This is a genomic window from Chloroflexota bacterium (genome assembly GCA_026708035.1).
Taxonomy (GTDB): domain Bacteria; phylum Chloroflexota; class UBA11872; order UBA11872; family UBA11872; genus JAJECS01.
In genome coordinates, this window is record JAPOVQ010000001.1 from 121,747 (window position 1) to 147,304 (window position 25,558).

Annotated in this window: 20 protein-coding genes; 7 read left to right on the forward strand and 13 right to left on the reverse strand. The window is 68.1% G+C overall.

Annotated elements, in window-relative coordinates; translation table 11 throughout:
- Positions 1-12: 12 nt before the first annotated feature.
- Complete coding sequence (locus OXG33_00535) at positions 13-1,335, forward strand: S41 family peptidase (protein MCY4112414.1); 1,323 nt, start codon at positions 13-15, stop codon at positions 1,333-1,335.
- A gap of 63 nt (positions 1,336-1,398) precedes the next feature.
- On the opposite strand, the gene OXG33_00540 is transcribed toward OXG33_00535, so the two are convergent.
- The 7 genes from OXG33_00540 to OXG33_00570 form a co-directional block, all read right to left on the reverse strand.
- On the reverse strand, positions 1,399-2,490 hold the full coding sequence (locus tag OXG33_00540) for a PASTA domain-containing protein (protein MCY4112415.1): 1,092 nt from the start codon (positions 2,488-2,490) through the stop codon (positions 1,399-1,401).
- A gap of 80 nt (positions 2,491-2,570) precedes the next feature.
- Entirely contained in the window at positions 2,571-6,158 is a 3,588-nt protein-coding gene (gene smc, locus OXG33_00545) for a chromosome segregation protein SMC (GenBank protein MCY4112416.1), read from the reverse strand.
- A gap of 3 nt (positions 6,159-6,161) precedes the next feature.
- Entirely contained in the window at positions 6,162-6,887 is a 726-nt protein-coding gene (rnc, locus tag OXG33_00550) for a ribonuclease III (GenBank protein MCY4112417.1), read from the reverse strand.
- Between the two features lie 108 nt (positions 6,888-6,995).
- The gene (locus tag OXG33_00555) at positions 6,996-7,949 is read right to left on the reverse strand and encodes a branched-chain amino acid transaminase (protein ID MCY4112418.1); all 954 of its coding nucleotides are present in this window, start codon (positions 7,947-7,949) and stop codon (positions 6,996-6,998) included.
- Positions 7,950-8,036: 87 nt separating this feature from the next.
- Complete coding sequence (locus tag OXG33_00560; GenBank protein MCY4112419.1) at positions 8,037-8,537, reverse strand: GNAT family N-acetyltransferase; 501 nt, start codon at positions 8,535-8,537, stop codon at positions 8,037-8,039.
- A 32-nt stretch (positions 8,538-8,569) separates the two neighbouring features.
- A complete protein-coding gene (locus OXG33_00565) occupies positions 8,570-9,778 on the reverse strand; it encodes a CoA transferase (GenBank protein ID MCY4112420.1) in 1,209 nt (402 codons plus the stop codon).
- 31 nt (positions 9,779-9,809) lie between these two features.
- The gene (locus OXG33_00570; GenBank protein MCY4112421.1) at positions 9,810-10,634 is read right to left on the reverse strand and encodes a sulfite exporter TauE/SafE family protein; all 825 of its coding nucleotides are present in this window, start codon (positions 10,632-10,634) and stop codon (positions 9,810-9,812) included.
- A gap of 79 nt (positions 10,635-10,713) precedes the next feature.
- Here OXG33_00570 and OXG33_00575 point away from each other — a divergent pair, with 79 nt between their 5' ends.
- From OXG33_00575 to tatB, 4 genes are all read left to right on the forward strand, one after another.
- On the forward strand, positions 10,714-12,702 hold the full coding sequence (locus OXG33_00575; protein ID MCY4112422.1) for a glycogen debranching enzyme N-terminal domain-containing protein: 1,989 nt from the start codon (positions 10,714-10,716) through the stop codon (positions 12,700-12,702).
- Positions 12,699-13,595, forward strand: a complete 897-nt coding sequence (locus tag OXG33_00580; GenBank protein MCY4112423.1) for an alpha/beta hydrolase — start codon at positions 12,699-12,701, stop codon at positions 13,593-13,595. Before OXG33_00575 ends, OXG33_00580 begins: the two co-directional genes overlap by 4 nt.
- A 235-nt stretch (positions 13,596-13,830) precedes the next feature.
- A complete protein-coding gene (locus OXG33_00585; GenBank protein ID MCY4112424.1) occupies positions 13,831-14,919 on the forward strand; it encodes a tartrate dehydrogenase in 1,089 nt (362 codons plus the stop codon).
- 87 nt (positions 14,920-15,006) lie between these two features.
- Complete coding sequence (tatB, locus tag OXG33_00590) at positions 15,007-16,284, forward strand: Sec-independent protein translocase protein TatB (GenBank protein ID MCY4112425.1); 1,278 nt, start codon at positions 15,007-15,009, stop codon at positions 16,282-16,284.
- 45 nt (positions 16,285-16,329) lie between these two features.
- On the opposite strand, the gene OXG33_00595 is transcribed toward tatB, so the two are convergent.
- From OXG33_00595 to OXG33_00605, 3 genes are all read right to left on the reverse strand, one after another.
- A complete protein-coding gene (locus OXG33_00595; GenBank protein MCY4112426.1) occupies positions 16,330-16,746 on the reverse strand; it encodes a RidA family protein in 417 nt (138 codons plus the stop codon).
- Positions 16,747-16,803: 57 nt separating this feature from the next.
- The gene (locus OXG33_00600) at positions 16,804-17,586 is read right to left on the reverse strand and encodes a hypothetical protein (protein MCY4112427.1); all 783 of its coding nucleotides are present in this window, start codon (positions 17,584-17,586) and stop codon (positions 16,804-16,806) included.
- 110 nt (positions 17,587-17,696) lie between these two features.
- Positions 17,697-18,917: a pentapeptide repeat-containing protein gene (locus OXG33_00605; GenBank protein MCY4112428.1), complete on the reverse strand. Its 1,221-nt coding sequence runs from the start codon at positions 18,915-18,917 to the stop codon at positions 17,697-17,699.
- 143 nt (positions 18,918-19,060) lie between these two features.
- Here OXG33_00605 and OXG33_00610 point away from each other — a divergent pair, with 143 nt between their 5' ends.
- Positions 19,061-20,023, forward strand: coding sequence for an ABC transporter permease (locus OXG33_00610; protein ID MCY4112429.1), 963 nt, complete (start codon positions 19,061-19,063; stop codon positions 20,021-20,023).
- Between the two features lie 77 nt (positions 20,024-20,100).
- A complete protein-coding gene (locus tag OXG33_00615) occupies positions 20,101-21,009 on the forward strand; it encodes an ABC transporter permease (GenBank protein MCY4112430.1) in 909 nt (302 codons plus the stop codon).
- A gap of 540 nt (positions 21,010-21,549) precedes the next feature.
- Here OXG33_00615 and OXG33_00620 read toward each other — a convergent pair.
- The 3 genes from OXG33_00620 to OXG33_00630 form a co-directional block, all read right to left on the reverse strand.
- The gene (locus OXG33_00620; GenBank protein MCY4112431.1) at positions 21,550-23,466 is read right to left on the reverse strand and encodes an ABC transporter substrate-binding protein; all 1,917 of its coding nucleotides are present in this window, start codon (positions 23,464-23,466) and stop codon (positions 21,550-21,552) included.
- A 157-nt stretch (positions 23,467-23,623) separates the two neighbouring features.
- Positions 23,624-24,424, reverse strand: coding sequence for a phytanoyl-CoA dioxygenase family protein (locus OXG33_00625; protein MCY4112432.1), 801 nt, complete (start codon positions 24,422-24,424; stop codon positions 23,624-23,626).
- 44 nt (positions 24,425-24,468) lie between these two features.
- Positions 24,469-25,419, reverse strand: coding sequence for an aldo/keto reductase (locus OXG33_00630; protein MCY4112433.1), 951 nt, complete (start codon positions 25,417-25,419; stop codon positions 24,469-24,471).
- Positions 25,420-25,558 lie beyond the last annotated feature (139 nt).

A 25,558-nucleotide genomic window follows, 5' to 3' on the forward strand; every position in this document is an offset into this window, starting at 1 on the left:
AGGGCTCCTCGCATGAATCGCAACCCGCGGACGGGCATGCTGCTTGCGGCCGCTGTCGTTGCCCTATGCGCGGTGTTCAGCGCGGGCTTCATTACCGGGACCATCGCCGGGGATCAGGGGACTCAGCCACGGGACCAGTTCGCCGGCGCCGTTGACCCCGAACTGCCGGCTGACGTTGACGCAGACCAAGATCCTCGTCCGCTGGCCTTTCCGACCGCGGACGCTCGGCCCGAGACGCCCGCCGAGTTCGACGACGTTGACTTCGCCCTGTTCTGGGAGGCCTGGACCGTCATTCAGGACCACTTCTACGGCGGTCCACTCGACCCGGAGATTCTGCGGGAAGGCGCGATTCGCGGGCTTGCCGAGGCGACCGAGGATCAACACACGGTCTATCAGAACTCCGAGGAAGCCGAGCGCTCTCGTGAGCGAATACGCGGCAGCTTCGTTGGCGTGGGCATCCGCATCGAGTTGCGCGACGAAACGCCGTTCGTGCTCACGCCGCTGCCAGACTCACCGGCCGAGCGTGCCGGGATTCGCGCCAATGAGTTCGTCGTCGCGGTGGACGGCGTGGCCACGCGCGGGATGTCGCTGGCTGAGTTCGGCAGGCTCGTGCGCGGCGAGGAGGGGACGTCGGTAGTCCTCACGATGCAGCCCGAGGGGAGCGAGGACACGCGCGACGTCAGCGTCGAGCGGGCGCGAGTTCTCGTGCCGTCGGTCACGAAGGATCGGTTCGACGAAATCGGCTACGTGCGCATTGCCAATTTCGGCAGCCGCACGTCCGGCGAGCTGCGGCAGGCCCTGGACGATCTTGCGGCTAAAGACATTTCCGCCCTGGTGCTCGACCTTCGCAACAACCCGGGCGGGCTGCTCGACGCGAGCGTGCGGGTCGCGGCCCAGTTCCTGGCCAAGGGCCAGACCATTCTGATCCAGGATCACCGCCATGAGGGTCGCACGCGCTGGCGCGTTCAGGACGAAGGGGGCGATACGACGACGCCCATGTTGGTGCTCGTGAACGGCGGATCGGCCAGCGCCTCCGAAATCGTGGCCGGCGCGCTCCAAGCGCACGGCCGCGCCCAGTTGATGGGCGACGAGACCTTCGGGAAGGGCTCGATGCAAGAGCTGCATCAGTTGTCGGACGAGTCCGTGATGCGAGTGACAAGCGGCATCTGGATCACGCCGAACGACGTGAATCTCAACGACTCGGGGCTTACACCGGACGTGCCGCACGAGTCCTCGGACGGGCCCTACGGCGGCGAGGATGACGAGCTCTTGCAGGAGGCGCTGCGCCGGCTTGGCGCCGACCGCATTCCGGACGTAGACCCAAAGCAGCCGTAAGCACGGTAGGCGGCATACGTCGGGCGGGGCCGGGACACGCCTGCGCCGACCCAAAGCGGCCGGTTATCCGCTCGGCGGAACCGCCTGCACCTCGCCGGGTATCGCCACCGTGAGCCGCACGCTGAACCCGCGGGGCACGCGCGCGCCGGCGCCGGGCTCCTGCTCCGTGACCTGCTCGTCGGCCACGCCCGCCGTGGGCAGCCGGGTGAGGGCGCCGATGAATAAGCCGCGGTCGAGCAACTCGCGCTCGGCCGCCGCGGCCGGCAAGCCGCGCAGCTCCGGAACCTCGATCTCACCCACTCGCACAACGGTCAGCTCCACCTCGCTTCCGCGGGCGAGCGACGCGCCAGATGGGGGATGCTGGGACTCGACCACCCCGTTCGGCACGCTGCCGGTCTCCTTGTAGACCACCTCGGCCAGCGCGAGACCGGCAAGCTCGACGGCGCGGCGCGCGTCGTCTTCGGAGCGTCCGGCGAGCGGCGGCACGGTGACGGTTTCGACGCCACGGCTGAGGTGCAGCACCACGGCCGAGCGCCGATTGATCACGCTGCCGGCGATCGGATCCTGTCGCAGCACATGGTCGGCCGGGACGTCGCGGCTGAACGCCGCGACCTCCAGCACCTGGAAGCCACCAGCAGCGAGTCGGGCGCGTGCCTCCGTCGCGGCGAGACCCACCACGCTGGGAACGGCCGCCTGCGGCCTTCCCAGGCTCAGGGTGGCCCGCAGCGGCTCCCCGGTGCTTCGGAGGCTGCCCGCGTCCGGCGTTTGCCGGCTGACCAAACCCTCCGCGACGGTTTCGCTGAAGTCTTGGTCAAACACGATGCGGAACTCGGCGGCGGCCGCGGCGGCCTCGGCGGCCGACCGGGTGAGCCCCAGCAATTCCGGCACGCTCGCTTGCGTGGCACGGCCGTCGTCGGCCCGCGGCACCAGCAATGCCTCGGGGTTCGCCGCCTCCGGCGCCGGGGCCAGGAGAAGCTGGGCCTCCCCTAGGATCTCGTCCACGCCTTCGACCGGGTTCCCGATGACCGCCAGGATGAGGGAAAACGCCACAGCTCCGGCCGCCGTGACTCCGAGCAGCAGCCAGGCGCGCGGAGAGGCCGTGCGGCTCTCGGGCGGCGGTCGACGGGCCACGGGCACGCGTCGGCGGCGTCCCATGGGACGCCGCGGCGTGCGGGCCAGCAGAGCAGCCCATCTCCGGCTCGGGCTACGCCCGGTCATGTTCGTTCCTGCGCCGGCTAGGTGAGGGACGGCGCTTTCGCGGAGGCTGTCTGGCCATTCGCGGCATGGTGACCGTTCGCGGACTGCCGACCGTTCACGCCATTTGCCGCGGCGCCGTTCAGCGACAGCGAGAGCAGGTCTGAAACGCCGTCCTCGTGCATGGTCACTCCGTAGATCGCAGCCGCCGACTCGACCGTGATGGCATTGTGCGTGATCACGAGGAGTTGGCTGTGATCGGCAAGCTTGTGGAGCTGCCGGCAGAAACGCGCGACGTTGGCATCGTCGAGCGCGGCGTCGACCTCGTCGAGCACGCAGAACGGACTCTGCCGCACATGCAGCAGGGCCATGATCAGCGCCGCGGCCACGAGGGCGCGCTCGCCGCCGGAGAGGGCGGCCAGCTCCTGCTTACGGCGGCCGGGGAGCTTGACGTGGAATTCAACGCCCGTGGTCTCGACGTCATCGGGGGTCGTGAGCGCCATGGTGGCCGAGCCGCCGCCGAAGAGCTCGCGGAAGAGGCGGCTGAAGTGGGCGTTGATTTCGTCGAAGGTCGTGACGAATTGACTGTGCAGCTCCCGCTGCAGGCGGGCCGTGAGGGCCCGCAGGTTCGCCTCGGCACCCTCGAGATCGGCGATCTGCGACCGCGCATCGTCGACGCGCGCCTGCTGCTCGCGATATGCCTCGGGCGCCAGCGGATTCAGCGGACCCAGCTCCGCGAGGTCCCGCCGCAAGTCGGCGGCCCGCCGCTCGACGCGCCCGAGCGGCTCGTCGAGACGCTTCGGCGTCAGGTCCGCGAGACCCAGATCGTCGCGAGCGGCGCGCCGCAACTCGGTCTGCCGCTCGGCCAGCCGCTCCGTCTCGCGCTGGGCCGCGGTGAGGTCCTCACCCACGCGCCGCTCTTCGTCCGCCCGCTGCGCGGCCTGCAGGTGGAGACGCTGCGCGGTCAGGCGGACCTCAAGCAGCTGACGCTCCGCGGCCCGCGAGGCCTCACGCGCGGCCTCGGCGGCCGCGACGGCTGCGTCGTGCTCGGCGCCAACCGCCTCGCGCTGCTGGCGCGTGGCGGTGCGGGTGGCGGCGATCTCGTCAGCGAGCGCCGTCACGTGCTCACGCTCGGCGGTCACTTCCTGCAGCGATGCGGCGCGCGTCACGCGCCGGGCGCGGAGCTCAGCCACGCGGGCCGTGTCGGCGCGCTGATCCGCGGCCGCCGCCGCGTGCTCGCGCTCCAATGCAGCGAGGTCGGGTTGGCCTTGAACCGCCAAGCTTGACTGCGTCGGCAGCGCGTCGCGCGCACGCTCGACATCCGCGCGCTCGTCCGCCAGGCGCTTGAGCTCGGCGTCCAGGGCGGCGAGACGCGCCGCAGCGTCGGCATGCCGCTCCGCCAGCGAGGCTGCCCGGGCCGAGAGGCGTTCCGTCGCCACCGCGGCCACGGTGAGCGCTTCGCGCGCCGCGGCGTGCGCGGCGGTTCGCTCTGCGCGGGATTTGCGCGCGGCATCGGCTCGCGCGATGGCTGCCCGCGCCGCTTCCGATGCCGATTCCAGCGCCCGCGCCGACTGGTCGCGATCCCGGCCCGCTTGCGCGATGGCCTCGCCAATGCTCGCCAGCCGTTCGGCGATGGGATCGGCGGTGGCTTCCGTTGCGCCGATCCGAATTGACCCGTCCGCGTCGATGGCGGCGCCCGCGAGCGCGACGATCATGGGCAGCGGACCGTTGGCGGCGTGAGCTGCACGCACGCGCAGCGCCGCATCGAGATCGGTCACGACGACGATCCGCCGCAGGAGACGGCGGAGCCTGTCGTCGCCAACCTTCACGTAGGCGTCGAGGCTGCCGAGCACGTTGGGGTCCGTCCGCACGTCGTCCGAGATCTCCGGTGCTCCGGAGGCCTCGAGGAGACGCAGGCGCGCCGGGGCGAGGTCAAGCGCCCGAATGGCGGCGACGGCGGCCGAAAGGTCGGCGCGATCGCGAATCATCCAGTCGTTGAGCACATCGGACAACGCGGCCTCGAGCAGCGGCTCGTTGCGCGTGAGCGCGTCCGGCAGCAACTCGCGAAGCCGGCCCAGGACGCCGGGCACTCGCTTGCGCAGCGTCGCGTCGGTCGGCCCGGCTTCCCGCTGTGACGCCTGGGCGGTCAGCAGGGCGCGCCGCTCGGCGTGGAGGGTATCCAGCCGGCCGGCGCGGTCGGCCAGCAGACGCTCGGCGGCCGCAAGGTCGCTGGCCCGCGCTTGCTGGGCCGCATGTGCGGCGCCGGCCTCGGCTTCTGCCGCCTGGTCGTCGGCAGCGGCTTGCTCGACGCGTCGCCGCGCGGCCGCCGCACGCTGGGTGCTCGCCACAGCCTCCTGGTCCGCCGCATGTTGGGCGTGCGCCAGGCTGGACTGGTCGCCGGCAAGGCGGGATTGCTCACTCGTCAGCTGATCGGCGCGCTCGCGCACCATCGCGTCGCGGGCCGTGAGTTCCGCCAGCTTGCTTGCCTGTGCGTGCCTGGCGTCGGCTGCGGCTCGCGCATCGGCCAACGCCGCGGCAAGGCGTTCCAGTCGCTCGGCGCGGCATTCGACGCGCTGCGCCAGCTCGTGGTGCGTGCGGTCCTCCTGGGTGGCTTCGGCCTTGAGCGCCGCCTGGCGGGCGCCGAGGGCCTGGGCGCGCGCGGGTACGTCGGCGGCGCGCGCCTCCAGATGCACCAGGCGTTCGCGCAACTGGTGCTGCCGAGCCTCCAGGGCGCCCAGGGCACCGGCGGCCGCGGTTTCGTCCGCGCGGCGCCGGCGTAGCTCGTCGTCATGGCGCTGCGCGTCCAGATCGGCCGCCGACGCTTGCCGTCGCAGCTCGGCGGCGGGAGTTGCCGTGAGCGCCGCCATGCGCCGCGCCACGGCTTGCTCGCGCTCCTCGGCTTCGGCGATCTGTCGACCGACGGCGTCAAGCCGGTGCCGCAGCAGCGCGATGCGCGCGGCCCGCAGCTCGGATTCGAGCTCCCGGCCGTGCTCGGCAATCTCGGCCTGGCGCCGGAGAGTCTCAAGGCCAGGCTCGATTTCGGCCACAAGATCGCGCAGTCGCTCCAAGTTTCGGCGCGTCCCGGCGAGTCGCCGCTCGGCCTGGTCGCGGCGGGCCTGAAATCGGCCAATGCCCGCCACCTCTTCGAGGAAGCTACGCCGCTCCTCAGGGCGCTGCCGCAGCGTGGCGTCGATCTGTCCCTGGCTCACGATCGAGGCTCCACCGGCCCCGATCCCGCCCGCGCTCATCAGGTCGACAATGTCGCGGAGACGCACTCGTGCGCCGTTGAGGGTGTATTCGCTCTCTCCGGACCGAAACAGCCGGCGACCGATGACGACTTCGGCGTATGGCGTGGGCAGCCAGGCGTCGGCGTTGTCGAATACCAGCAATACCTCGGCCATGCCGGTGCGCGGGCGCGACGCGGTGCCGCCGAAGATCATTTCCTCGGACCGGCGGACGCGCAGGGTTCGCAGCGTCTGTTCCCCGAGCGCCCAGCGAATGGCGTCGGCGAGGTTGCTCTTGCCGGACCCGTTTGGTCCGACCACGGCTGTCACTCCGTGCGGCAGCTCGACGACGGTGCGCCGCGAAAAGGTTTTGAAGCCTTGTAATTCAATGCGTCGCAGGTGCACCGCTCAGCCGCTCCCGTTCAACAGACGCAGCGCCGCGCGCGCCGCGTCCTGCTCGGCCCGCTGCTTGCTCGATCCTTCGCCTTGCGCCAACTGCTCGTCGTCGACCGTGACGGCCATGCGGAAGCGGCGGTCATGGTCCGGCCCGCTCGCGTCGACGAGCTCGTAGACCGGGGTGGCCGCACGCTCGACGTGCAGCCGCTCCTGCAACTGGGTCTTGTAGTCCTTCTGCGGACCGGCGCGACCGCGCGCGCCAAGCGCATCGCTGACGAAGGGAGTGATGAAGTCCCGTGCCGCTTCCAGACCGGCGTCGAGATAGACGGCGCCGACCAGGGCCTCGAAGGCGCGACCGAGCACCGAGGAGCGCTTGCGGGCGCCGGTCATTTCGGCGCCGCGCCCGAGCATCAGATGCGCCCCAAGGCCAAGCGTCTTGGCGAAGCCGGCCGCAGCGTTCAGATTGACGAGCGAGGCGCGAGCCCGGGTGAGCTCCCCTTCGTCATAGTCGGGATGACGCTGGTACAGCAGCTCGGTCGTCACGAGGCCAAGAACGGCGTCGCCCAGGAACTCCAGCCGCTCGTTGGAGTCGGTTGGCGCCAAGTCGGCTTCGTTGATGAGCGAGCGATGCACCAGCGCCTGCCGCAGGAGGGCGGGGTTGGCGAACCGAACGCCCATCTGCGCCTGGAGCGCTGCCGGCGCCTCGTGGGGCGCGGGGTCAGCGGTCGGCGCAGCCATGGAACGCCAGCGCAGTGGCAGCGACTGAACGAAGGGTGGGTGAAACGAATGGGCGAGTGGCCGTGCGGAGGGTCCGCGAACTCAGACGATGACCTCCTTGCCCCCCTGCTAGGTCTGCGCCGCCGGAACCGGATAGACCGGCGCACACCACGATCGATAGCGGGCGTTTCCGCCGCGCACGATGTCAAAGTATAAGTCCTGGAGCGCGCGCGTGACGGGACCGATGCCGCCGTCACCGATCACGCGCCCATCAACCTCGCGCACCGGCGAGATCTGCGCGCCGGTGCCGACCAGGAACAGCTCGTCGGCGATGTAAAGCTCGGTGCGGTCGACGCTGCGCTCAATGGTGTCGATCTGAAGCTCGTCGCGCGCGATCTGGATGACCGTACGCCGTGTCACGCCCTCGAGGATGTCGTCGCTCACGGAGGGCGTGACCAGGACGCCATTACGCACGAGGAACACGTTCTCGGCGGTTCCTTCACTCACGTGGCCGTCCTCGGTGAGCATGATGCCCTCGTCGAAACCCGTCTCGACCGCCTCGGTCTTGGCCATCGCCGAGTTGACGTACAACCCGCTCACCTTGCCCCGGGCCGGGATCATGTTGTCATTGATCCGCCGCCACGAGGCGATCGTGCAGCGAATGGGCCGCTCGACGTCCAGGTAGGGCCCAAACGGCACGACGAACATGGTGAACTCGTCGTCGATGAGCGCCGGGCCGTTCTCAGTCTGGCGAACCATGCTCAAGCCAATTTGGCACGCCGACTTGTAGACGAGCGGCCGCACGTACACGTCTTCCTGAAAGTCGCCCGACCGCACCAGCGTCCGCGCGATTTCAACCAGCTCATCGTCAGAGTGTGGGATCGCCATGCGCAGGATCTTGGCGGACTGCCGCATGCGCTGGAAATGCTCAGGCGCGCGGAACAGGTACATCTGTTCGTCGTCTTCATTCCAGTAGCCGCGGATGCCTTCGAACACGCCGGTACCGTAGTTGAGCGCATGCGTCATGACGCTCACCTTGGCGTCGTCGAAATCTACATACGAGCCTTGAAAGAAGGCCTGCACGGGCGGGTCCTAGGCGCGGTAAGCACGCACGGCGGCGTGCAAGGAGCTTCCGGATACGAGCCGAATGAACCGCGGCGAGCTTAGCATTTAGGGTCCCGCGTCCGGCTCTGCGCCGTAACTTCGCCGGCGCAGAAAGACGAGCTCGCCACGCAGGTCGGTGGTCGCGTGGTAGGCCTTGAAGCCCCACTTCTCATACAAGCGCCGTGCGTAGGCGTTGGGACCGTCGACGCCAATTGTGAGCACGTCGGCGCCGCGCGCCTCGGCTTCGCCCGAGGCGGCGCGGGTCAAGGCCTCGGCAATGCCCAGGCGTCGGAATGACTGCGCCACGATGAGCGTATGCAGATACACCGCCCGCCGCCCGTCCGCGATGCCGCGGTCGAGATGCCGATGCCGGATCCACAGCTGCGCGACGAGCGCCCCATTGAATGTCGCCACAAGGCCGGATTGGACGTTCTGGCGCTGCTCGTCGAAGTACCGTCGCAGCACGCGCCGCTGGGCGATCCGTCGCTCGGGACCCCACAGCTCGCTCATGGGCTCGAGATCCTCGGGCGCGGCGCGCCTGATCTCGATCGGGGTGTCGATGGTCACCCGATGAGATCCGTCGGCTGCAATCTCAATCGTCATGGCGACTGGGGTTCGGGGACGCCTATGGCGCCTTCCTGCGCGAGGCGATCGAGCTCGGTCGAGTCAACGTCGAGCAGTTCGCCCAGCACGGCACGGGTGTGCGCGCCCCAGGCGGGCGACGGATCGCCGAGGTCGGTCTCCACGCCCGAGGCCTTGATGGGGGCGCCGGGCACCGGCAGCCGACCGATGTGCGGCTGGTCCATCTCCACGATCATGTCGCGGGCGCGCAAGTGGGGATCGTTCAAGAGGTCCGACATGCGGTTGACTTTCGCACAGGGGATTCCGGCCTCGAGCAGGATTTCCAGCCAATGATCCGTCCCATGCGCCCGCAGCACGTCTTCCAAGGATTCGGCCAGCTCTTCGGCGCGCTCGGCGCGGAGGGCGTTGGTGGTGAATCGCGCGTCGTCCGCCAGAGCAGGCGCGCCGAGCGCGGTGCACAGGCGTCGCCAGAGCGCGTCGTTGCCGCAGGCGATCACGATCTGTCCGTCAGCCGTCGCAAAGGTGCTGAAGGGCGCAATGGCCGGATGCCGGTTGCCGATGGGTCCGGGGTCCTCGCCGCTGACCCAGTAGCGCGCCATGGCGTTTTCAACCACCGCGACCAGGGCGTCCATCATCCCGAGATCGACGTGGCAGCCCTCTCCGGTGCGTTCGCGGCGTTGCAACGCGGCCAGCACCGCAATGGCCGCGTAGAGGGCGGGAACGATGTCGCCCAAGGAAGCGCCCACGCGCGTGGGCCCGCCGCCGGCGGGCCCGGTAATCCCCATCAGACCGCCCATGGCCTGGATGATGACGTCATAGGCCCCGCGATCACGGTAGGGGCCGACCTGGCCGAAGCCGGAGACGGAGACATAGACGATGTCGGCGTTTCGCTCTTTGACCGCGTCGAAGCCGAGCCCAAGCCGTTCGAGCGTGCCGGGCCGGTAGTTTTCGACGAGCACGTCGGCGCGCGCGGCGAGCCCGAGCGCCAATTCGACCGCCCGCGGGTGCTTGAGGTTGAGCGCCACGCTCTCCTTGCCGCGGTTGATGCTGGCGAAGTAGAGGCTGTGCCCGTCGACGAAGGGTCCCATGCCGCGGGCTTCATCGCCCTCGGGGCTTTCGATCTTGATCACGCGCGCGCCCAGATCGGCGAGCGTCATGGTGCAGAACGGCCCGGCCAGCACCCGCGTGAAGTCCAGCACCAGGGCGCCGTCGAGGAATCCGGCCATCAGGGACTCGTCCGGAACCGCCGCGGCCGAATCACGACGCGGTCGAGCGCGCCGCGCGGATGCGCTGCAGCAGCCATCCCTGGACGCCAACCATGCGCTGCGCCGAGTAGAGCGCAAACACGGCAAACAAGATGCGCAAGCCGAACGCGGGAATGAACTGGGCAAACTGCGCGCCCACGGCGCCGCCCACGATGCCCCCGGCGGCGATATAGAGGGCCCAGCGGAAATCGACGTTGCCCTGGCGAAAGTGCTGCGCGGCTCCCGAGATCGCGGTCGGAACGATGACGGCCAGCGAGATGCCCTGGGCGACGTGCTGCTCGATGCCCATCACGATGACCATGGCGGGAACCATGACGATGCCGCCACCCACGCCCATCGTCCCGGCCACCAACCCGGTGACCGTGCCGGCGATCAGCGCCGCGACGATGAGTTGAATCCCTTCCATTTGCCCGAACATGGCGGCGCTTTGGGCCGAGAGCAGCAGCCGAATCGCCGTGAGCATGAGGAGCACGGCGAATCCGCGCCGGAGGACCGTGGCGTTCAGATGCTTGGTGAGGCGCGCGCCCACCACCGCAAACCCGACCGACGTGCCGGCCAGCGAGGCCACGACGAGCCAGTCCATGCCGTGCGCGATCCAGTAGGGAATCACGGCGCTGATGGCAATCGGCACGATCATGGCCAGCGAGGTGCCATGTGCGCGGTGCTGGGTCATGGCCAGGATCGCGACCATCAGGGGCACCATGACGATGCCGCCGCCGACGCCCACCAGCCCGCTGATCAGACCGCCGGTGAGGCCGATCGCGATGACAAAGGGGGCGGGCGGACGCCGAGCAGGCGACGCTGGCGGAGACGACATAAGGTTGCCGGATTATAGGGAGGCGGGGAGTCGCCGCCGCGTATACTCGCACCCCGCCGACGTGTAGATGGGGAGCGCCGTGTCCTCCCCGCCGCAGGTTCCCAACCTCCACCTGGCTGCGTCCCTCTTCGGACAGCAGCTCGATCCCCTGCGTGAGCGCGAGTGGCTCGTAACGAACGGCCTCGGCGGCTATGCCGCAGGCACGGTGGGCGGGCCCGCCACGCGCCGCTATCACGGATTGCTCGTCGCCGCGGCTCCCCCGCCCAACGCCCGCTGGGTGTTGGTGGCCGGCGCCCAGGTCCAGGCCACCGTGGGCGACGAGCGCTATTGGCTCACCACGCACGAGTACCTGGACGGCACGGTCCACCCGGACGGCTACCGCCACCTGACCGGATTCGAGCTGGTCGGAAGTCGACCGAATTGGACCTGGAACGTTGCCGGCCAGACGCTGCGAAGCGACCTGTGGATGCCGTACGGCGCCAACCAGACGGTGATTCGCTATCGCAACGACGGCGAGGCGCCGGTCGAGTTGGAGTGGCAGCCCCTGGTGTCGCTGCGCTGGTTTCATCAACTGGTCACCGGACCGCGTCAGGTCGAACTCACACAGGTCCCGGACGCCCGCGCAGTGATGAATTCGGGTGACGCGCCGCCGCTCGTCGTGGACCACAGCGGCTGGGAGTTTCATGCGGCGCCGGACTGGCACTGGAATCTGGCGCGTGCGATCGAGCGGGGGCGGGGCTTCGACGATCACGAAGACGCGTTCACGCCGGGCGTCTTTCGCACGACCATCGAGCCCGGGGACGCCGCTTCGCTGGTGCTGGCCGCGGGAGAGCCGGAGGACGTCGGCGACGTCGAGCGCGAACCGGCCGCCACGGACCGGCGCGCCGCCGAGTTGGTGGAGGGGTGCAGGAGCGATCTCGAAGCCCAGCTGCGGCTGGCCGCGGACCAAGTCCTGGTGCGGCGCGGCGGGCCGGCGCACGCCGCGCTGCCGAACACGGTGATTGCCGGCTATCCGTGGTTCGGCGATTGGGGACGCGATACGTTTATCGCCCTCCCCGGCCTGTGCCTGGCGACGGGACGGGCCGACGTGGCGCGAGCCGTTTTGGTGGCGTACGCAAGCTTCGTGGACCGGGGCATGGTGCCGAACCGCTGGCCGGATGCCGGCGATGCCCCGGAGTACATCTCGGTCGACGCGGCGCTGTGGTTCCTCCACGCCCTCGAGGCCTATGTGGACGCCACGGGCGACACGGAAATTCTTGAGGGCCTGGGAACCGCCGTGCTGGACGTCGTGGACTGGCACGTTCGCGGCACGCGCCACGGGATCCAGATGGACCCGGAGGACGGTCTGATCACCCAGGGGGCCGAGGGTCTGCAGCTCACCTGGATGGACGCCAAAGTCGGCGATTGGGTGGTCACGCCGCGGCGCGGCAAGCCGGTGGAGATCAATGCGCTGTGGTGGCGCGGACTGACGTTTGCCGCCCGCGCGTTCGAAAACCTGCAGTGGGACGCGGGCGATACCCGAAAGCTCGCGGACCAGGCAGCGGCATCGTTCGCGCGGCGGTTCTGGAATCCTGAAACCGGCTGCCTCTACGACGTGGTGGATGGGCCGTCGGGTGACGATCCGGCCATCCGGCCCAATCAGGTCCTCGCATTGGCGGTGGGTCCGAACTTGCTGCCGGCGGCCCGCGCCGAGTCGGCGCTGGAGGTGGTGGAACGGGACCTGGTCACGCCCGTGGGCCTGCGCAGCCTGTCACCCTCCGATGCCGCCTATCGGCGCGAGTATGGCGGGGACCCGGTCCGGCGCGACGGCGCCTATCATCAAGGACCCGTGTGGAGCTGGTTGCTCGGCATGTACGTGCGCGCAGCCGTGGCCCTCGGTCGGACGCAGCGCGATCTGGAATGGATCGAAGGCGGCTTGGAACGGCACCTGGCTGAAGGAGCGATCGGCACGGTCAGCGAAATTTTCCAGCCGGAGTCTCCATACGCGTCGGACGGCGCGTTTGCCCAAGCGTGGGGCGTCGGCGAGTGGTTGTGGGCGCTGCAGGCGTTGCGGCGCGCCCCCGCGTGAACCCAGTGGATGATCACTGGCCGACCCCGACCGGCAAGCGCATCGCGCTGCCCTCGGGCGTCTGCCACTACCGCGAAGCGGGGGAGGGCCGGCCAACCATCGTGCTGCTCCACGGCTTGGCCACCGATTCGCGCATCTACGGCCGCCTGCAACTGCTGCTGGCGGAATCGGCGCACACGGTTGCTCCCGACCTGCTCGGCTGGGGCTTCTCGGAACCCAATGAGGGGCTGGCGTTCAGCTTCGATACGGTCGACCGCACCGTGGCCCAGTTCATCGAGGCGCGAGGCCTGGAGGATGTCGTGCTGGTGGGGCACGAGATGTCGGGGCCTGCGGCGATTCGTTGGGCGGCGGCGAATCCCGGGCGGACTCGCGGCCTGGTGCTGCTGAACACCTACTACGGCTGGAACTCGGCCCGCATGCCGCCGGTGCTGAAGGTCCTGCACGCGCCGATCGTCGGCGGCGTGCTGCAGCTCGCAATCGGCGCCTTGCGGACAGTGCTCTTCGACCGTCTCTATCGCTGGCAAATCGGTCGCGTCTGGGCGGCGCAAACTCCCCTGTCCGACGCGTTGACCCGCACGCTCTGCGAGACGATTTCGACGTCTGCGTTCGCCCGCCGTGCGCTGCACCGGATCAACGATGAGCTTCCGGCCCAGATCAATGCCAACCAACGGCGCCTGGACATGCTGGCGCAGTTGCAGTGCCGCACGCTGATCGTGTGGGGCGGGCGCGATCCGTACCTCGCTCCCCACGTGGCGCGCCAATTCCGCCGGCTGATCCCGAACTCCGAGCTCCACCTCATCCACGACGTGGGGCATTACGTGCAGGCGGAGGCGGCCGAAGACGTGGCGGGCGCCATCGGGGCATTCGTGGAGCGGTGCCGGGGCGAGGGGTAGCGGGCAGACTGCCCGTCGGCAGGCATGCCGGGGCTAGATTCCCGCCTCCGGAGACCTTTTCAAGATCCGGTCGGACGAAGGACGGTCGGAGGAATCCCACCAGCCCCCAAATCCAGCGAGGGGTGGATTGCCGCCTTCGCGGGAATGACGGACTGTAATTGGCTGGTATTCCGGATCGGTCGCTTGATTTGCCTCCGTATACTCGCCAGCGCGACTCCACTTACATCCAACTGCTATGAGCACGCACCGCATCGCCCTGCTTCCCGGTGACGGCATCGGCGTCGACGTGGTCCGCGAAGGGCAACTCGTCCTCGACACGCTGGCCCAGACCACCGGAGCCATGCGGTGGGACATGCAAGAGTTCCCCTGGAGCTGCGACTACTACCTGGAGCACGGCCAGTACATGCCGGACGACGCGCTCGACATTCTGGACGGCTTCGACGCCATCCTGTACGGGGCCTGCGGGCTACCGGATGTGGTGCCGGACGAGATTTCCCAGCACCAGGGGGTGCTGCGGGTTCGGCAAGGGTTCGAGCTCTACGTCAACCTGCGTCCGGCGCGCCTGCTGCCCGGCCTGCCGACCCCGCTGGCGGGAAAGGGGCCAGGCGATTTCGACCTGCTGTGCGTGCGGGAAAACTCGGAGGGCGAATACGCGGGATGCGGCGGGCGCGTTCACCAGGGGTCGTCGTACGAGGTGGCGCTGCAAACCACGGTCTTCACCCGTGAGGGTGTGGAGCGCATCATTCGCTATGCGTTTGAGATGACCCAGCGTTTGGGGCGACGCCACGTGACCAACGTGACCAAGTCCAACGCGCTGCAGTTCGCGCCGGTGTTCTGGGACGAGGTTTTCGAGGAAGTGGCCGCCGACTATCCCGGCATCACCACCGACCGGAACCTGGTGGACGCGGCGGCGGCGCGGATGGTGAGCAGCCCGGAGACGTTTGACGTGCTGGTGGCCTCGAACCTCTTTGGCGACATTCTGTCGGACATCGGCGGCGCGCTGATGGGGAGCTTGGGCGTGCCGGCGAGCGCCAATATCAATCCCGAGGGCGCGCATCCGCCCATGTTCGAGCCGGTGCATGGGTCGGCGCCAGACATCGCGGGCCAGGGCATCGCGTCCCCGATCGCGACGATTTGGGCCACCTCGATGATGGTGGAGCACCTTGGCCATCCGGAGGAAGCCGAGCTGGTGATGGGCGCGCTGGGCGACGTGACGGCCTCCGGCGTGTTGACGCCGGATCTCGGCGGCGACGCCACCACCGCGGAGTGCGGCGCGGCGGTGCGGGACGCCTTGCGGGCTCGCGCGGTGTCGGCCGCGGCGTAGCATCAACTCTTGTCCGCGAGCCCAATGACCCCTAGGATGGAATTCCTGCTTCACCGCGAAGCCCGCGCGACGCACTAGGCCAGCTTTATGTTCGGCGTCGGCCTCGAAGAATTCATCGCGATCATCATGGTCGCGCTCATCGTCCTGGGCCCCGAGCGGCTGCCCATCGCCATGCGCCACGTCGGTCGCTGGGTGCGGAAGCTGCGCGACATGTCGCGGGAGTTCCGACGCGAGTTCGCCGAAGAGTTCGCCTTTATCCAGGAGGAGATGAGCGAGCTGCGGAAGGAGGCGGACGCCACCCGCAGCGAGCTGGCGGAGATTCGCCGCGAGCTCGGCCAGACGGTCCAGGAGACCGCCGACGAGGTCAAGGACATTCGCAACGAGGTGGTCTCGGACGTGCAGGGCGCGGTGGACGCGGTAAGTGGACGGGAGTCGTCGTCGACGCCGGCCCTCCCGCCGCCGGACTTGACCACCGAAAACGGCGCGGCGGCGAACGGGGAATCCAAGGGACCGCGCATGCCGTCGTTCGCCCCGGACGCCGCGGACGCGATGGCGCTGGCCATATCGGAGACGTTTTCCGCCAACGGGGTCTCCGCGTCGGAGAACGGCGCCGTGGAAGCGCCGGAGGCGCCGGGGCCAGCGGCCACGCCCGACAAACCTCCAGCGCGGCTGGAGGCCTTTGCGCCGGACATCGGCGAGCCGGAACGGCCGCCCGACCTGCACCCGGCGGCGCCTGTGCTGCCGCCACCGCGGGAAGCCCTTCCCGAGCCGCCCGTGCCGGCGGCCCCGGCGGAGCCGGCAGCGTCGCCCGAAGCCGCGCCTTCGGTCGGCATCGGCAAGGTGCCCGAGCCCGGGCTCCGAAATCAGCTTGGCGGGTTCATGCGCCTGATCATCATGAAGGCGCTGGAGACTGATTCGGCGTTTCGCGAACAGGCGGAAGAGGCGCTGCGCGCGCAGGCGCGCGCCGACGCCGTGACCGCCGCCGAGGGCGACGAAGACCCCGACGTCCTGGAGCTGGTGGCCGCGTGGGTGCGTCAGCGGCGCCAACTGGTCGGCAGCGAGCACATCACGGTGCGACAGAAGGCGCCCGAGTCGGCCATTGTCGAGCTGTTCGAGTGTCCCTATGGACTCAAGTCGGGCGACGCGCACCCGGTGTGCGACGTGAGCAACGTCTACGACGCGGCCTTTTTCGAGCAATTCGACATGACGGCGATGTACGCGGCGCGCATGTCGGACGGCGCGGCGCACTGCAAGCTGATGGTGGTCACCAACGAACGCCTGAAGGCGGTGGAGCAGGGCGAGGCGGAAGCCGGGGCGGAGGGCGAAGCCGCTGAAGCCGAAGAACTGGCGCCGCCGGCAAGCTGAGACGACGGCGCCCGGGCCGCGCTCGAAAGACCGGCGGTAGTTGGCTTAGTCGACCACCGCGATGGCGGTTATCTCGACCAGCAAGTCTTCGCGCACGAGTCCCGGAATGATCAGCAGCGTGTTGGGCGGGTAGGCGCCCTCGGGGTAGCACTTGGCGAAGGCCTCGCGTCGCGCGTCCAGGAAGGGTTGAACGGCGTCGCGTCCGACGACGTAGGTGGTGAACTGCACGACGTTTGCCCAGGACGCGCCGGCGCTCTCGAGCAGTCGCCCGATGTTGCGGAACGTTTCGAGCGTTTGCGCATGCGCGCCGCCGTCACCGGTGAGGCTTCCGTCCGCGTCGAGTCCAACTTGCCCCGCGAGGTAAAGGGTGCGGCCGCCCGCAGCCTGCGCCACGTGGGAATAGGCGCCGATGGGTGGATGCACGCCGTCTGGGTTGTGGACGGATGGGTTGCCGTTGGGCATCAGGCGTGCCTCCTCACTCGGCGCTCATCGACATGCGCCGGCGATCCCAGGTTTCGGTCACAGCTCGACTTCGCGAACCGGCGCCTTGTAGATCAGATCCTCTATCTGGACGCGAAACTCGGCGGCGGCGGATTCGAGGTCGAACACAATGGACACCGTCTCCTCGCTGCCGGGCAGCAATGACTCGGCAAACATCAGCGGTCGGCCTTCGTTGGCAGGCTTGGGAGTGGTGGAAAGTCCGTTTGTGCCCGCGTCGTCATAGCCGAAGCTGGCGCCGCTGTCGTCGATGAGATTCACCCGTTCGGGCGAATACTGGATGAGCGCCGACGTGGGATTCTTGAACCTCGCCACCACGATGACGTACACGCCGTTCGTGGGCATGAAATCGCGCCCGAAATACTGTGGGATGGACGGCACGGTGTATAGGTCGACCAGGGTGATATGGAGATTCGTGTCCGAGACGGCCGTTTCTCCGACGGCGAGGTCGGTGACCTCAACTGTCGGTTCCGGAGTTGCAGAGGCGGCGGTCGCGGTGGGCTGGCCCGGAGTAGCCTCGCCCGCAGCCGCTTCGGTCGCAGTCACCGCGGCGGTCGCCGCGGAGGACGCCGCCTCGGTTATCACCACAGCCGCTGTTGGGGTCGGGGGCGCCGCCACGCTCGAGCCGGCCCTGGCGCGCTCTTCGGCTTCCCGGGCAGCCTCGATGCTGGCAAGCAGCGCCTCTTCACCCGGGGCGTACACGATCCGGAGGAGCGCAAGGGCAACGCCAACGAGAATCACCGAGCCCACGAGGAACCGCGCGCTGCCGGGCATGCGCCCAATGCCGGAGAGGCGAGCGGTCACGTCAGCGTCTTTGCCCGAATTTTCACCGGCCATTCGTCCTGTCTACCGCCAGGCGCCGGATGCTCACGCCTGACGGTCACACCCGATGCTAGGCAGGCGAGCGAAGGCCGTCAACGCGCCGCGGTTCCGGGAGTCGCGGCTGCATCCGGCAACACAAAGCCTTTCGGGAGGATTGCGCGGTCAAGATTGGCGCCAGCGAGGTCCACACCGGCGAGCGAGGCGTCGGTCAGATCGGCGCCGCTGAGGTTGGCGGCCCGGAGATCGGCATTCGTCAGAATCGCGCCCCGCAAGCTGGCGCCGGCAAGCAGCGCCCGTCCCAGATCCGCGCGGCTGAGCTTGGCGAAGCTCAAGTCGGCATTGGGCAGATCGGCGAAGTGCAAGGTGGCGCCCGTGAAGTCCGCATGGCGCAGGTTCGTCCCGCGAAGCCCAGCGCCATACAGATACGTGCCGGCCAGCGTGGCGTGGGAGAGGTCGGCGCGGTCGAGCGTTGCCGCCAGCAAGTCGGACCCGCGGAGATCGGCGCTGCGCCCAACCGTGGCATACCCGGAGAGGTTGGACTCGGTGAAGTCGACGAAACGCAGGTTGGCCTCGCTGAGGTCCGCGCCCGTTAGGTCGGTGCGGGTGATCTCGGCGCCGTAAAGGCGGGCGCCGTCGAGGCGAACCTGGGAGAGGGCGGCGTCGCGGATCGTGGCCTGGGTCAGGTTCGCGCGGGTGAGGGTGGCGCCGCGAAAGTCGCTGCCGAACAGCCGCGCGTTTGCCAGCACCGAGCCTGTGAAATCGGCGCCGGGCAGCTTGGCGTTGGTGAACGACGCCCGCGTCAGGTTCGCATCGGTAACGACGGCTCTCGCGGCCGTGACACCTTGCAGCTGGATCGAACGCGCCTCGACCCCCGCCATGTGCACGTCGGTGAGCGTGGCGTCCCGCAGCTCCGCCCACACCATCTGCGCGCCCGCAAGCGACGCGCCGACGAAGCGCGAGCGATGCGCCGCAATGCCGGTCAGGTCGGCCCCATCCAGCCGCGCCTCGCTTAGGTCGGCATCGACGAGAATCGCCAGCCGCAAGTTCGCACCCCGAAGGTCCGCGCCGGAGAGATTCGCACCAGCAAGATCCGCCTTCTGAAGATGCACGCCGGCAAGATCGGCGCCGCGCAGGTCAACGCCGGGACAGAGAGTGGGTTCCCGGAGCCACGACTCGGCAAATGCCGACTGAATCGCGCACCCGTTGACGACCATGGCGTTCCGACTGAGGGTGAGCACGACCGCCAACGTGACCAGCGCACCCGCGCCGGCAACAAGCAGCGTCGCGACGACGGCGCGAAGGATAGTTCCCATGGATTCGCGGCTTGCAAGCCGAATCTCGCCGGCACGCCCTACCGAAGGTTGCAGAGCGAGTATGCGCCACGTAGCATGAGACTGCTGGCCATGCGGCGCCTCGATGGCAGGCTAGGTGTGCGTCAGCCCGTGGGACTGCGGCGATGACGCAATACATCACCCGGCGGATTTTGATCTCAATCCCACTTTTATTTGGGATTTCTATCATTACGTTCATCATCATCAATATGGCTCCTGGGGATCCGCTCACCGCGCTCTTAGATCCAGAGGACCAAATCTCCCTCTCGGTACGAGACATTGAAGCGATGAGGCGCGAACTCGGTCTTGACCGGCCGGGCCCGGTGCGCTACGTAATCTGGCTGAAAGAAGCGCTGACCGGGAATCTGGGGTTCTCATATCAGACGAAGCGACCCGTGGTTGAGATGGTTCTTGACAAATTGCCAGTTTCCCTGAGCCTCATGGGGGTGGCCCTGTCTCTTGCCTCATCGATTGGGGTTATATTTGGCGTTATCTCAGCATTGAAGCAGTATTCAGTGATAGATTATTCGCTCTCGGTAGTCTCATTTTTTATGATCTCAATCCCACAATTCTTCTTTGCTCTCTCGGGCATGCTGATATTCGCGGTGTGGCTCGGGTGGCTGCCCGTATTCGGCATGTGGACGGCCGGCGAAGACCCCGAGCTGTGGGATCTCGCCCGCCATGCCATCCTGCCGATCTCGGCCCTGATGCTGCAGGACATTGCGGTGTACATGCGCTACACGCGGGCGTCGATGCTCGATACGCTCTCCGCCGAGTACGTGCTGACCGCGCGGGCCAAGGGGCTGAGCGAGACGCTCGTCCTTTGGAAGCACGTGTTTCGCAACGCGCTGGTGCCGCTGGTCACGATTCTGGGACTTTCGTTGCCGGCGCTCATCGGCGGCGCGCTCATCATCGAGACCATCTTCTCGTGGCCCGGCGTGGGCGCGCTGGCCTACGATGCGCTGCGGCAACGTGACTATCCGGTGCAGATGGCGGTGTTGCTGATGGGCGCCACAGCGGTCCTCGCCGCCAACCTGCTCACGGACGTGGCCTACGCCTGGGTCGATCCGCGCGTGCGTCACTCGTAAGGCTGGGGCACGTGTCACCGGAGACCCCACGGAACGATCGCCCGCCACCAGCCGAGGCGGACGGTGGCGCGGCAGCCGTGACCGCGCAGCGACGCCGGGAGGCGGTCGAGCTCCTCGACCTTCCGCCCGAGCTCTCGCCCTGGACGCGGGCGCGCCGGCGCTTCATGTCGCACAAGCTGGCCGTGCTCGGGCTCGCCATTCTCCTGAATATGGTCCTGATCTCGGTTTTCGCGGAATTCGTGGCCCCCTACGATCCGACGCGGAACCACCTGCACAAGTTGCTGGCCCCGCCGGACTCCCTGAATTGGCTCGGAACCGACCGATCCGGTCGCGACACGTTCAGTCGCGTCGTATACGGATCCCGCGTCTCGCTCTCCGTGGGCGTTGTGGCGGTATCGATCTACTTGGCGATCGCGTTTGCCATTGGGGCAAGCGCAGGATTGGCAGGCGGTCGCGTCGACAACATCCTGATGCGTTTCACGGATCTCATCATGACCTTTCCCTCATTCATTCTCATCGTCATCATGGCCGGCATCCTCGGACCAAGCATCATCAACGTGATGGTGATCATCGGGATTTTCGGCTGGCCGGGACTGGCGCGTTTGATTCGCGGGCAGATCCTGGTCCAGCGCGAGCTGGACTACGTGATCGCCTCACAGGCGCTGGGCGGCAGCCTGCGGCACATCATCCGGCGCCATGTGCTGCCCAACGTCGTGGGTCCGGTGTCGGTGGCGATCACGCTCGGAGTCGCCGGGGCGATCCTGGCGGAGGCCGGACTGAGTTTCCTGGGTCTCGGCATTTCGGAGCCGGCGGCAAGCTGGGGGACGATGATCAGCAACGCCCGCGGGATCGCGTTCATCGACGCCGCGCCGGCTCTGTGGCTGTCGCCCGGCCTCTCGATTGTCCTGGCGGTGCTGGCGATCTATTTCGTTGGGGACGGGCTGCGGGACGCGTTTGACGTGCGCGGCAGCGGGTCGGGGAACTAGCAAGGCCGCTTCCTCTACAAGCCAGGTGTCCGGTGGCCCGCGCTGCGAGCAGCGTGGGATCGTCCGACTCTCTTACCCCCGTATCCGCACCACGGGGCAGGCACTAACCGTCTTTCAAAGGGGAGAACTTTGCGTAAAGAGCTCGGGGCGACGCATGCGTCGCCCCGACGCTTGGACGAAGAGCTTCGGCGGCCCAGGATTCCCTACGTTCACAAACGAAGTGCAACACCTAGCGAAGGGGCGGCGGCCGGAAGAAGTTCACGGGCGTTGTGCCCAATCGCCTGCCCCTTAGATTGCTCGCTCCGCTCGGAACGACAGATCGGACGAAATGACGGGCCTTTCGCGGGAGTGAAGGGGGGCCCTTGCAAAGGTCTCGCAGTGGGGAGAGGGATCCCGACCGGCCGCGGTTGAAGTTCCCAGGCTGCACGCAGCCTGGGCCACCGGGCTTCAGTGATTAAGCCACCGAGGCGGCGGGGATTGCTCCCCGCCGCCTCGGTAAACGGGCGTCGAGCCGGCCAGAAGGCCGACCCGATCCGAGGACTACCCGCTGAAGTCCTTGCCGTCCCAGCGCGGGTCGATCCACGTCTTCTCGACGGGCGACCGCACCGGCTGCACGTAGGTCTGCTGCCAGAGCGGGCCCTGCATGCGACGGTGGTAGATGTTGCGGACGGTGCCGTAGTCGACCGGCCCGGCCACCATGGTGCCGCGCGCGTGGATGTACTTGGCGATCTCGAACCACGCTTCCTGCAGCTCCGCCACATCGGAAATCTGCTGCGCCTTTTCGTACATCGCGTCGATGACGGGGTCGCAGATGTCGGCGGCGTTGAAGCCGGCCTGGCTGTAGTACCAGCCGCACTTCATGCGCTGCCAGCCGTCTTCCAGGGTGTTGAAGCCGCCGAAGTTGTGCATGCTGAGGTCCCAGTTGCGGGCCTCGTAGAGCTCCTCGACAACAGCCGCGACGTCGATGCGCATGAACTGCACGTCGAGGCCAACATCCGCAAAGTACTCCTGGAATGCCAGATCGCGCGGCCCCGGGTCACCCCATCTGATCCAGCGAATGGTCTGGCTGGTGTCGAAGCCCGACTCCGCGATGAGCTCCCGGGACGCTTCCGGATCGTAGGGGAGCTCCCGGTAGGTTCCGGGCGGCGGATCGGCAATTAGCCCCACATGCGCCCAGACGTAGTCGGTCTTGAAGCGTGTGCCGCGGTCGAGCGTCGCGTTGACCGTATCGCGGTCGAGCGCCAACACCATGGCTTCCACAAGTAGCGAGATGTTCGTGTCCTTGAAGATCGCGGACCCCCGCTGCAGCCAGATGACGCTGCCGAACGGCGAGCGCTGGGGGAAGGCCTGCAGGTGCGCTTGCTCGCCCAAGCGCACGAACGACTCCACGCTGCCCGCACGGATGTGGTCCAGCTCGCCGGCCTCCATGGCAGCGTCGTTCGCATCGCGGTCCCCGTAGCGAACGATGTAGCGGTCGATGTAGGGCGCCCCATACGCAAAGTCGTTGTTGGCTTCGAGTTCCCAGAACTGGCCCTCGACGTAGCGCACGGCCTTCAACGCTCCGTTCCCGACGGGCGCTGCAGCCAGCGGGTGCCCCTCGAAGGCCGTGGCGGGGTCAATGTCTTTGTAGAGGTGCTTCGGGTACGGCGGGAGGTGGATGGAGCGGTCCTTGAGCGGTCGCCCCCACCAGCCCGGATTTGGATTCGAGAGCGAAACCCGCACCGTCTTGTTATCGATCGCGACCACCCCGCCGGAGTCCTCCACGTTGTCGGTGGGGTTCTCGGCCCAGGCCTGTGAGCCCTGGATGTTGATGTAGGTGATGTCGGCGAACTTCGCACCATAGGCCGGGTCAATGGCCATTTGGTAGCTCCACACCACGTCGTCGGCGACCACCGGCGCCCCGTCGTGCCACACGAGGTCGGGATGGATGTGAAAGTCGTAGACGCGGGAGGGCTCGATCTCGTCCCAGCTCTGCGCCGCCCCCTGGCCCCAGCCGCCAGGCAGTGCCGGCAGCCGGTCATCGCCCCACTGGTCGCCGTACCACAGTTGCAGCCAGACATAGTCGTTGATGAAGTGATGCTCGCTGCCCCACTGTGCATAGGGGTTCCAGAAACGCGTGGACGGGGTGCCCGCCCCCACGGTGATCGTGCCACCGCTGACAGGGCCCACCATCTCTTCTGCGGGCGCTGCCGTGACCATGACTTCCTTGATCACTTCCTTGGTCACGACCCGCTCGACCGGGACTTCCTTGATGACCTCTTGGGTCACCACCGTCTCAACCGCGACTTCCTTGATCACTTCCTTGGTGACCACGGTCTCGACCGGGACTTCCTTGATCACTTCCTTGGTCACGACCTGCGTCTCGCCGCACGCGGCAAGCACAGCCGTGCCGGCTACTCCGAACAACCCGGCCGCCGTGCCCTGCAGCAGTCGCCGCCGCGACACCGCTGTACGCATTCCACGTTTCATGACGCACCCCCCATGCCTTGCCAGACCGACGCCAAGCGATGCCAAGCGAACAAACAGCGCCCGGGGGTCCGGCACTGATACCTAGACTCTACACCCGTGAGTATTTCGAGTCCACACGACCGCTGGCAGTCTCGTTAGGGCCTCGTCAGGACCAGCGACGCTCCGGCGGGTCGAAGACGAAGCCGTGGAACAGCGCGCGGCGCTCTGGAGACAGGCCGGCGTAGAAGGCCTTGGAGTAGCTCCAGTGCTCGGGGTTGCCCACCATGAAGCCGTGCTCGTAGGCGTAGTAGAGCATGACGCGGCTGGCGTTGGGATCGGTGCTTGGTCCGCGCGTGTGCCAGACGGCGTTGTGGAACATGAACGCCGTCCCCGGCGGGCCGCAGACCTGGATGGCGCCGGGCATGGTGTCGTAGCCCGCCTGCTGCTCGGGCGACGGCTCGGCGGCGCTGCGATGGGAGCCGGGCACGAGCGTGAGATTGCCCCGTCCGGGCTCGCGCATATCGGAGAGGTAGTAGCCGACCTTGAGCTGCATCATGGGCGTGGGCCGACCGAGCACGCGCAGATAGCCGCCGTCGGGGTGCCACTGCGGCGGGCGGTCGGAGGCCCCAACCTCCCAGATGGCGTCCGAGGCGTGGAAGTGCGGATTGCGGATGAGGAAGGCGTGGATGTAGGGCATGAGAGGCGCGTAGTCGATGAGGTCCAGCAGCGCCGGGTCGTCCTCGAGGATGTGGAAGATTCGCGTGTTTGGTCCCTCCACGTCGGTGACCCCGTTGGTCGGCGCGCCGGCTTCGGCCTGGCGCCGGCGGCGTTCCATGACCAACTCGAGGCGTTCGGTGAGCAGGGCGACGCGTTCGGGGGTGAGGAAACCCGGCAGCACCAGGTAGCCGCTGGTCTGAAACGCGTAGATCTCGTCGGGCGTTGGACTCGCGGGGCTGTCGGAGGTCATGGGCGGCTCATGCAATCCTGCGCGACTTGGGGATCGATCGTCGCTCAGGCTTCGGACGGATCACTCACCGCCGCTTCGATGGCGTCGAGCTCATCCGGACTCATTGCCCAGCCGACGGTTTCCACGTTCTGCCGGACGTGCTCGGGCCGGGAGGCGCCGGCGATCACGGAGGCGATGACCGGCTGGCGGGCGAGCCAGCTCATGGCCAGCTCGAGCAGGGTGCGTCCGCCGGCGTCGGCCACGGCGCGCAATCGCTCGGTCTTGGCGACGTTTGCCGGCGTGCGCCAGCGATCGGCCTGGGAGCCTTCAGCCAGCCGGGTGTCGGCGGGCGCAGCTTCACCGGGGCGGTATTTCCCGCTGAGCAGCCCGCTCGCGAGCGGGAAATAGGGCAGCAGGGACAAGCCAAATGCCTCGCAGGCGGGGATGACCTCGGCCTCTACGCTTCGGTCGAGGAGGCTGTAGTGGTTCTGCGCGGAGAGGAACGGAGTGACGTTGGCGCGCTCGGCGGCGGCAGCGGCGGCGGCGATCTGCCAGCCGGCGAAGTTGGAGTGCCCGATGTAGCGCACCTTGCCCTGGCGGACGAGGAGATCGAGCGCGGACAGCGTTTCCTCGATGGGCGTGTTGGGGTCCGGACGGTGCATCTGATAGAGGTCGATGTAGTCGGTGCGCAGCCGGCGCAGACTGCCCTCGACGGCCTGCATGACATGGCGACGCGAGCCGCCGACCTGCATGGGGCCGTCGCCCATCGGGGAGGCAAACTTGGTGGCGATGACCGCGTCGTCACGGCAGCCCTTGAGGGCTGCGCCGAGAAACTTCTCCGAGCGTCCGTTCTGGCCGTAGCTGTTGCTGGTGTCGAACAGCGTGATGCCCACGTCCAGGGCGGCGTGGACCACGGCGCGCGTCTGCTTGCAGTCGCACCGTCCACCGAACTGATTGCACCCAACGCCCACCAGCGACACTTCCAACCCGGATCGACCGAGCCTCCGGTAGTCCATCGGCGACTCCAAGCAACGGCGAATAGCTGGTATGGGCGGCCAGTATAGGAAGGCCGAGCGGGCGGTCGGATCGGAAACGGCTTCACACGGAGTCGCCGGATGCAGGCATGATGGACCGCAGAGGCCGAGGCAACGGCCC

Bases quoted from the DNA above. Each gene is read 5' to 3' on its own strand.
- OXG33_00535 (MCY4112414.1), top strand. From the start codon at position 13: ATGAATCGCAACCCGCGGACGGGCATGCTGCTTGCGGCCGCTGTCGTT.
- OXG33_00565 (MCY4112420.1), bottom strand. From the start codon at position 9,778: ATGGCCGGATTCCTCGACGGCGCCCTGGTGCTGGACTTCACGCGGGTG.
- OXG33_00620 (MCY4112431.1), bottom strand. From the start codon at position 23,466: ATGCGTACAGCGGTGTCGCGGCGGCGACTGCTGCAGGGCACGGCGGCC.
- OXG33_00585 (MCY4112424.1), top strand. From the start codon at position 13,831: ATGAGCACGCACCGCATCGCCCTGCTTCCCGGTGACGGCATCGGCGTC.
- OXG33_00570 (MCY4112421.1), bottom strand. From the start codon at position 10,634: ATGTCGTCTCCGCCAGCGTCGCCTGCTCGGCGTCCGCCCGCCCCCTTT.
- OXG33_00625 (MCY4112432.1), bottom strand. From the start codon at position 24,424: ATGACCTCCGACAGCCCCGCGAGTCCAACGCCCGACGAGATCTACGCG.
- OXG33_00540 (MCY4112415.1), bottom strand. From the start codon at position 2,490: ATGGGACGCCGCCGACGCGTGCCCGTGGCCCGTCGACCGCCGCCCGAG.
- rnc (MCY4112417.1), bottom strand. From the start codon at position 6,887: ATGGCTGCGCCGACCGCTGACCCCGCGCCCCACGAGGCGCCGGCAGCG.
- OXG33_00610 (MCY4112429.1), top strand. From the start codon at position 19,061: ATGACGCAATACATCACCCGGCGGATTTTGATCTCAATCCCACTTTTA.
- tatB (MCY4112425.1), top strand. From the start codon at position 15,007: ATGTTCGGCGTCGGCCTCGAAGAATTCATCGCGATCATCATGGTCGCG.
- OXG33_00595 (MCY4112426.1), bottom strand. From the start codon at position 16,746: ATGCCCAACGGCAACCCATCCGTCCACAACCCAGACGGCGTGCATCCA.
- OXG33_00630 (MCY4112433.1), bottom strand. From the start codon at position 25,419: ATGGACTACCGGAGGCTCGGTCGATCCGGGTTGGAAGTGTCGCTGGTG.
- OXG33_00605 (MCY4112428.1), bottom strand. From the start codon at position 18,917: ATGGGAACTATCCTTCGCGCCGTCGTCGCGACGCTGCTTGTTGCCGGC.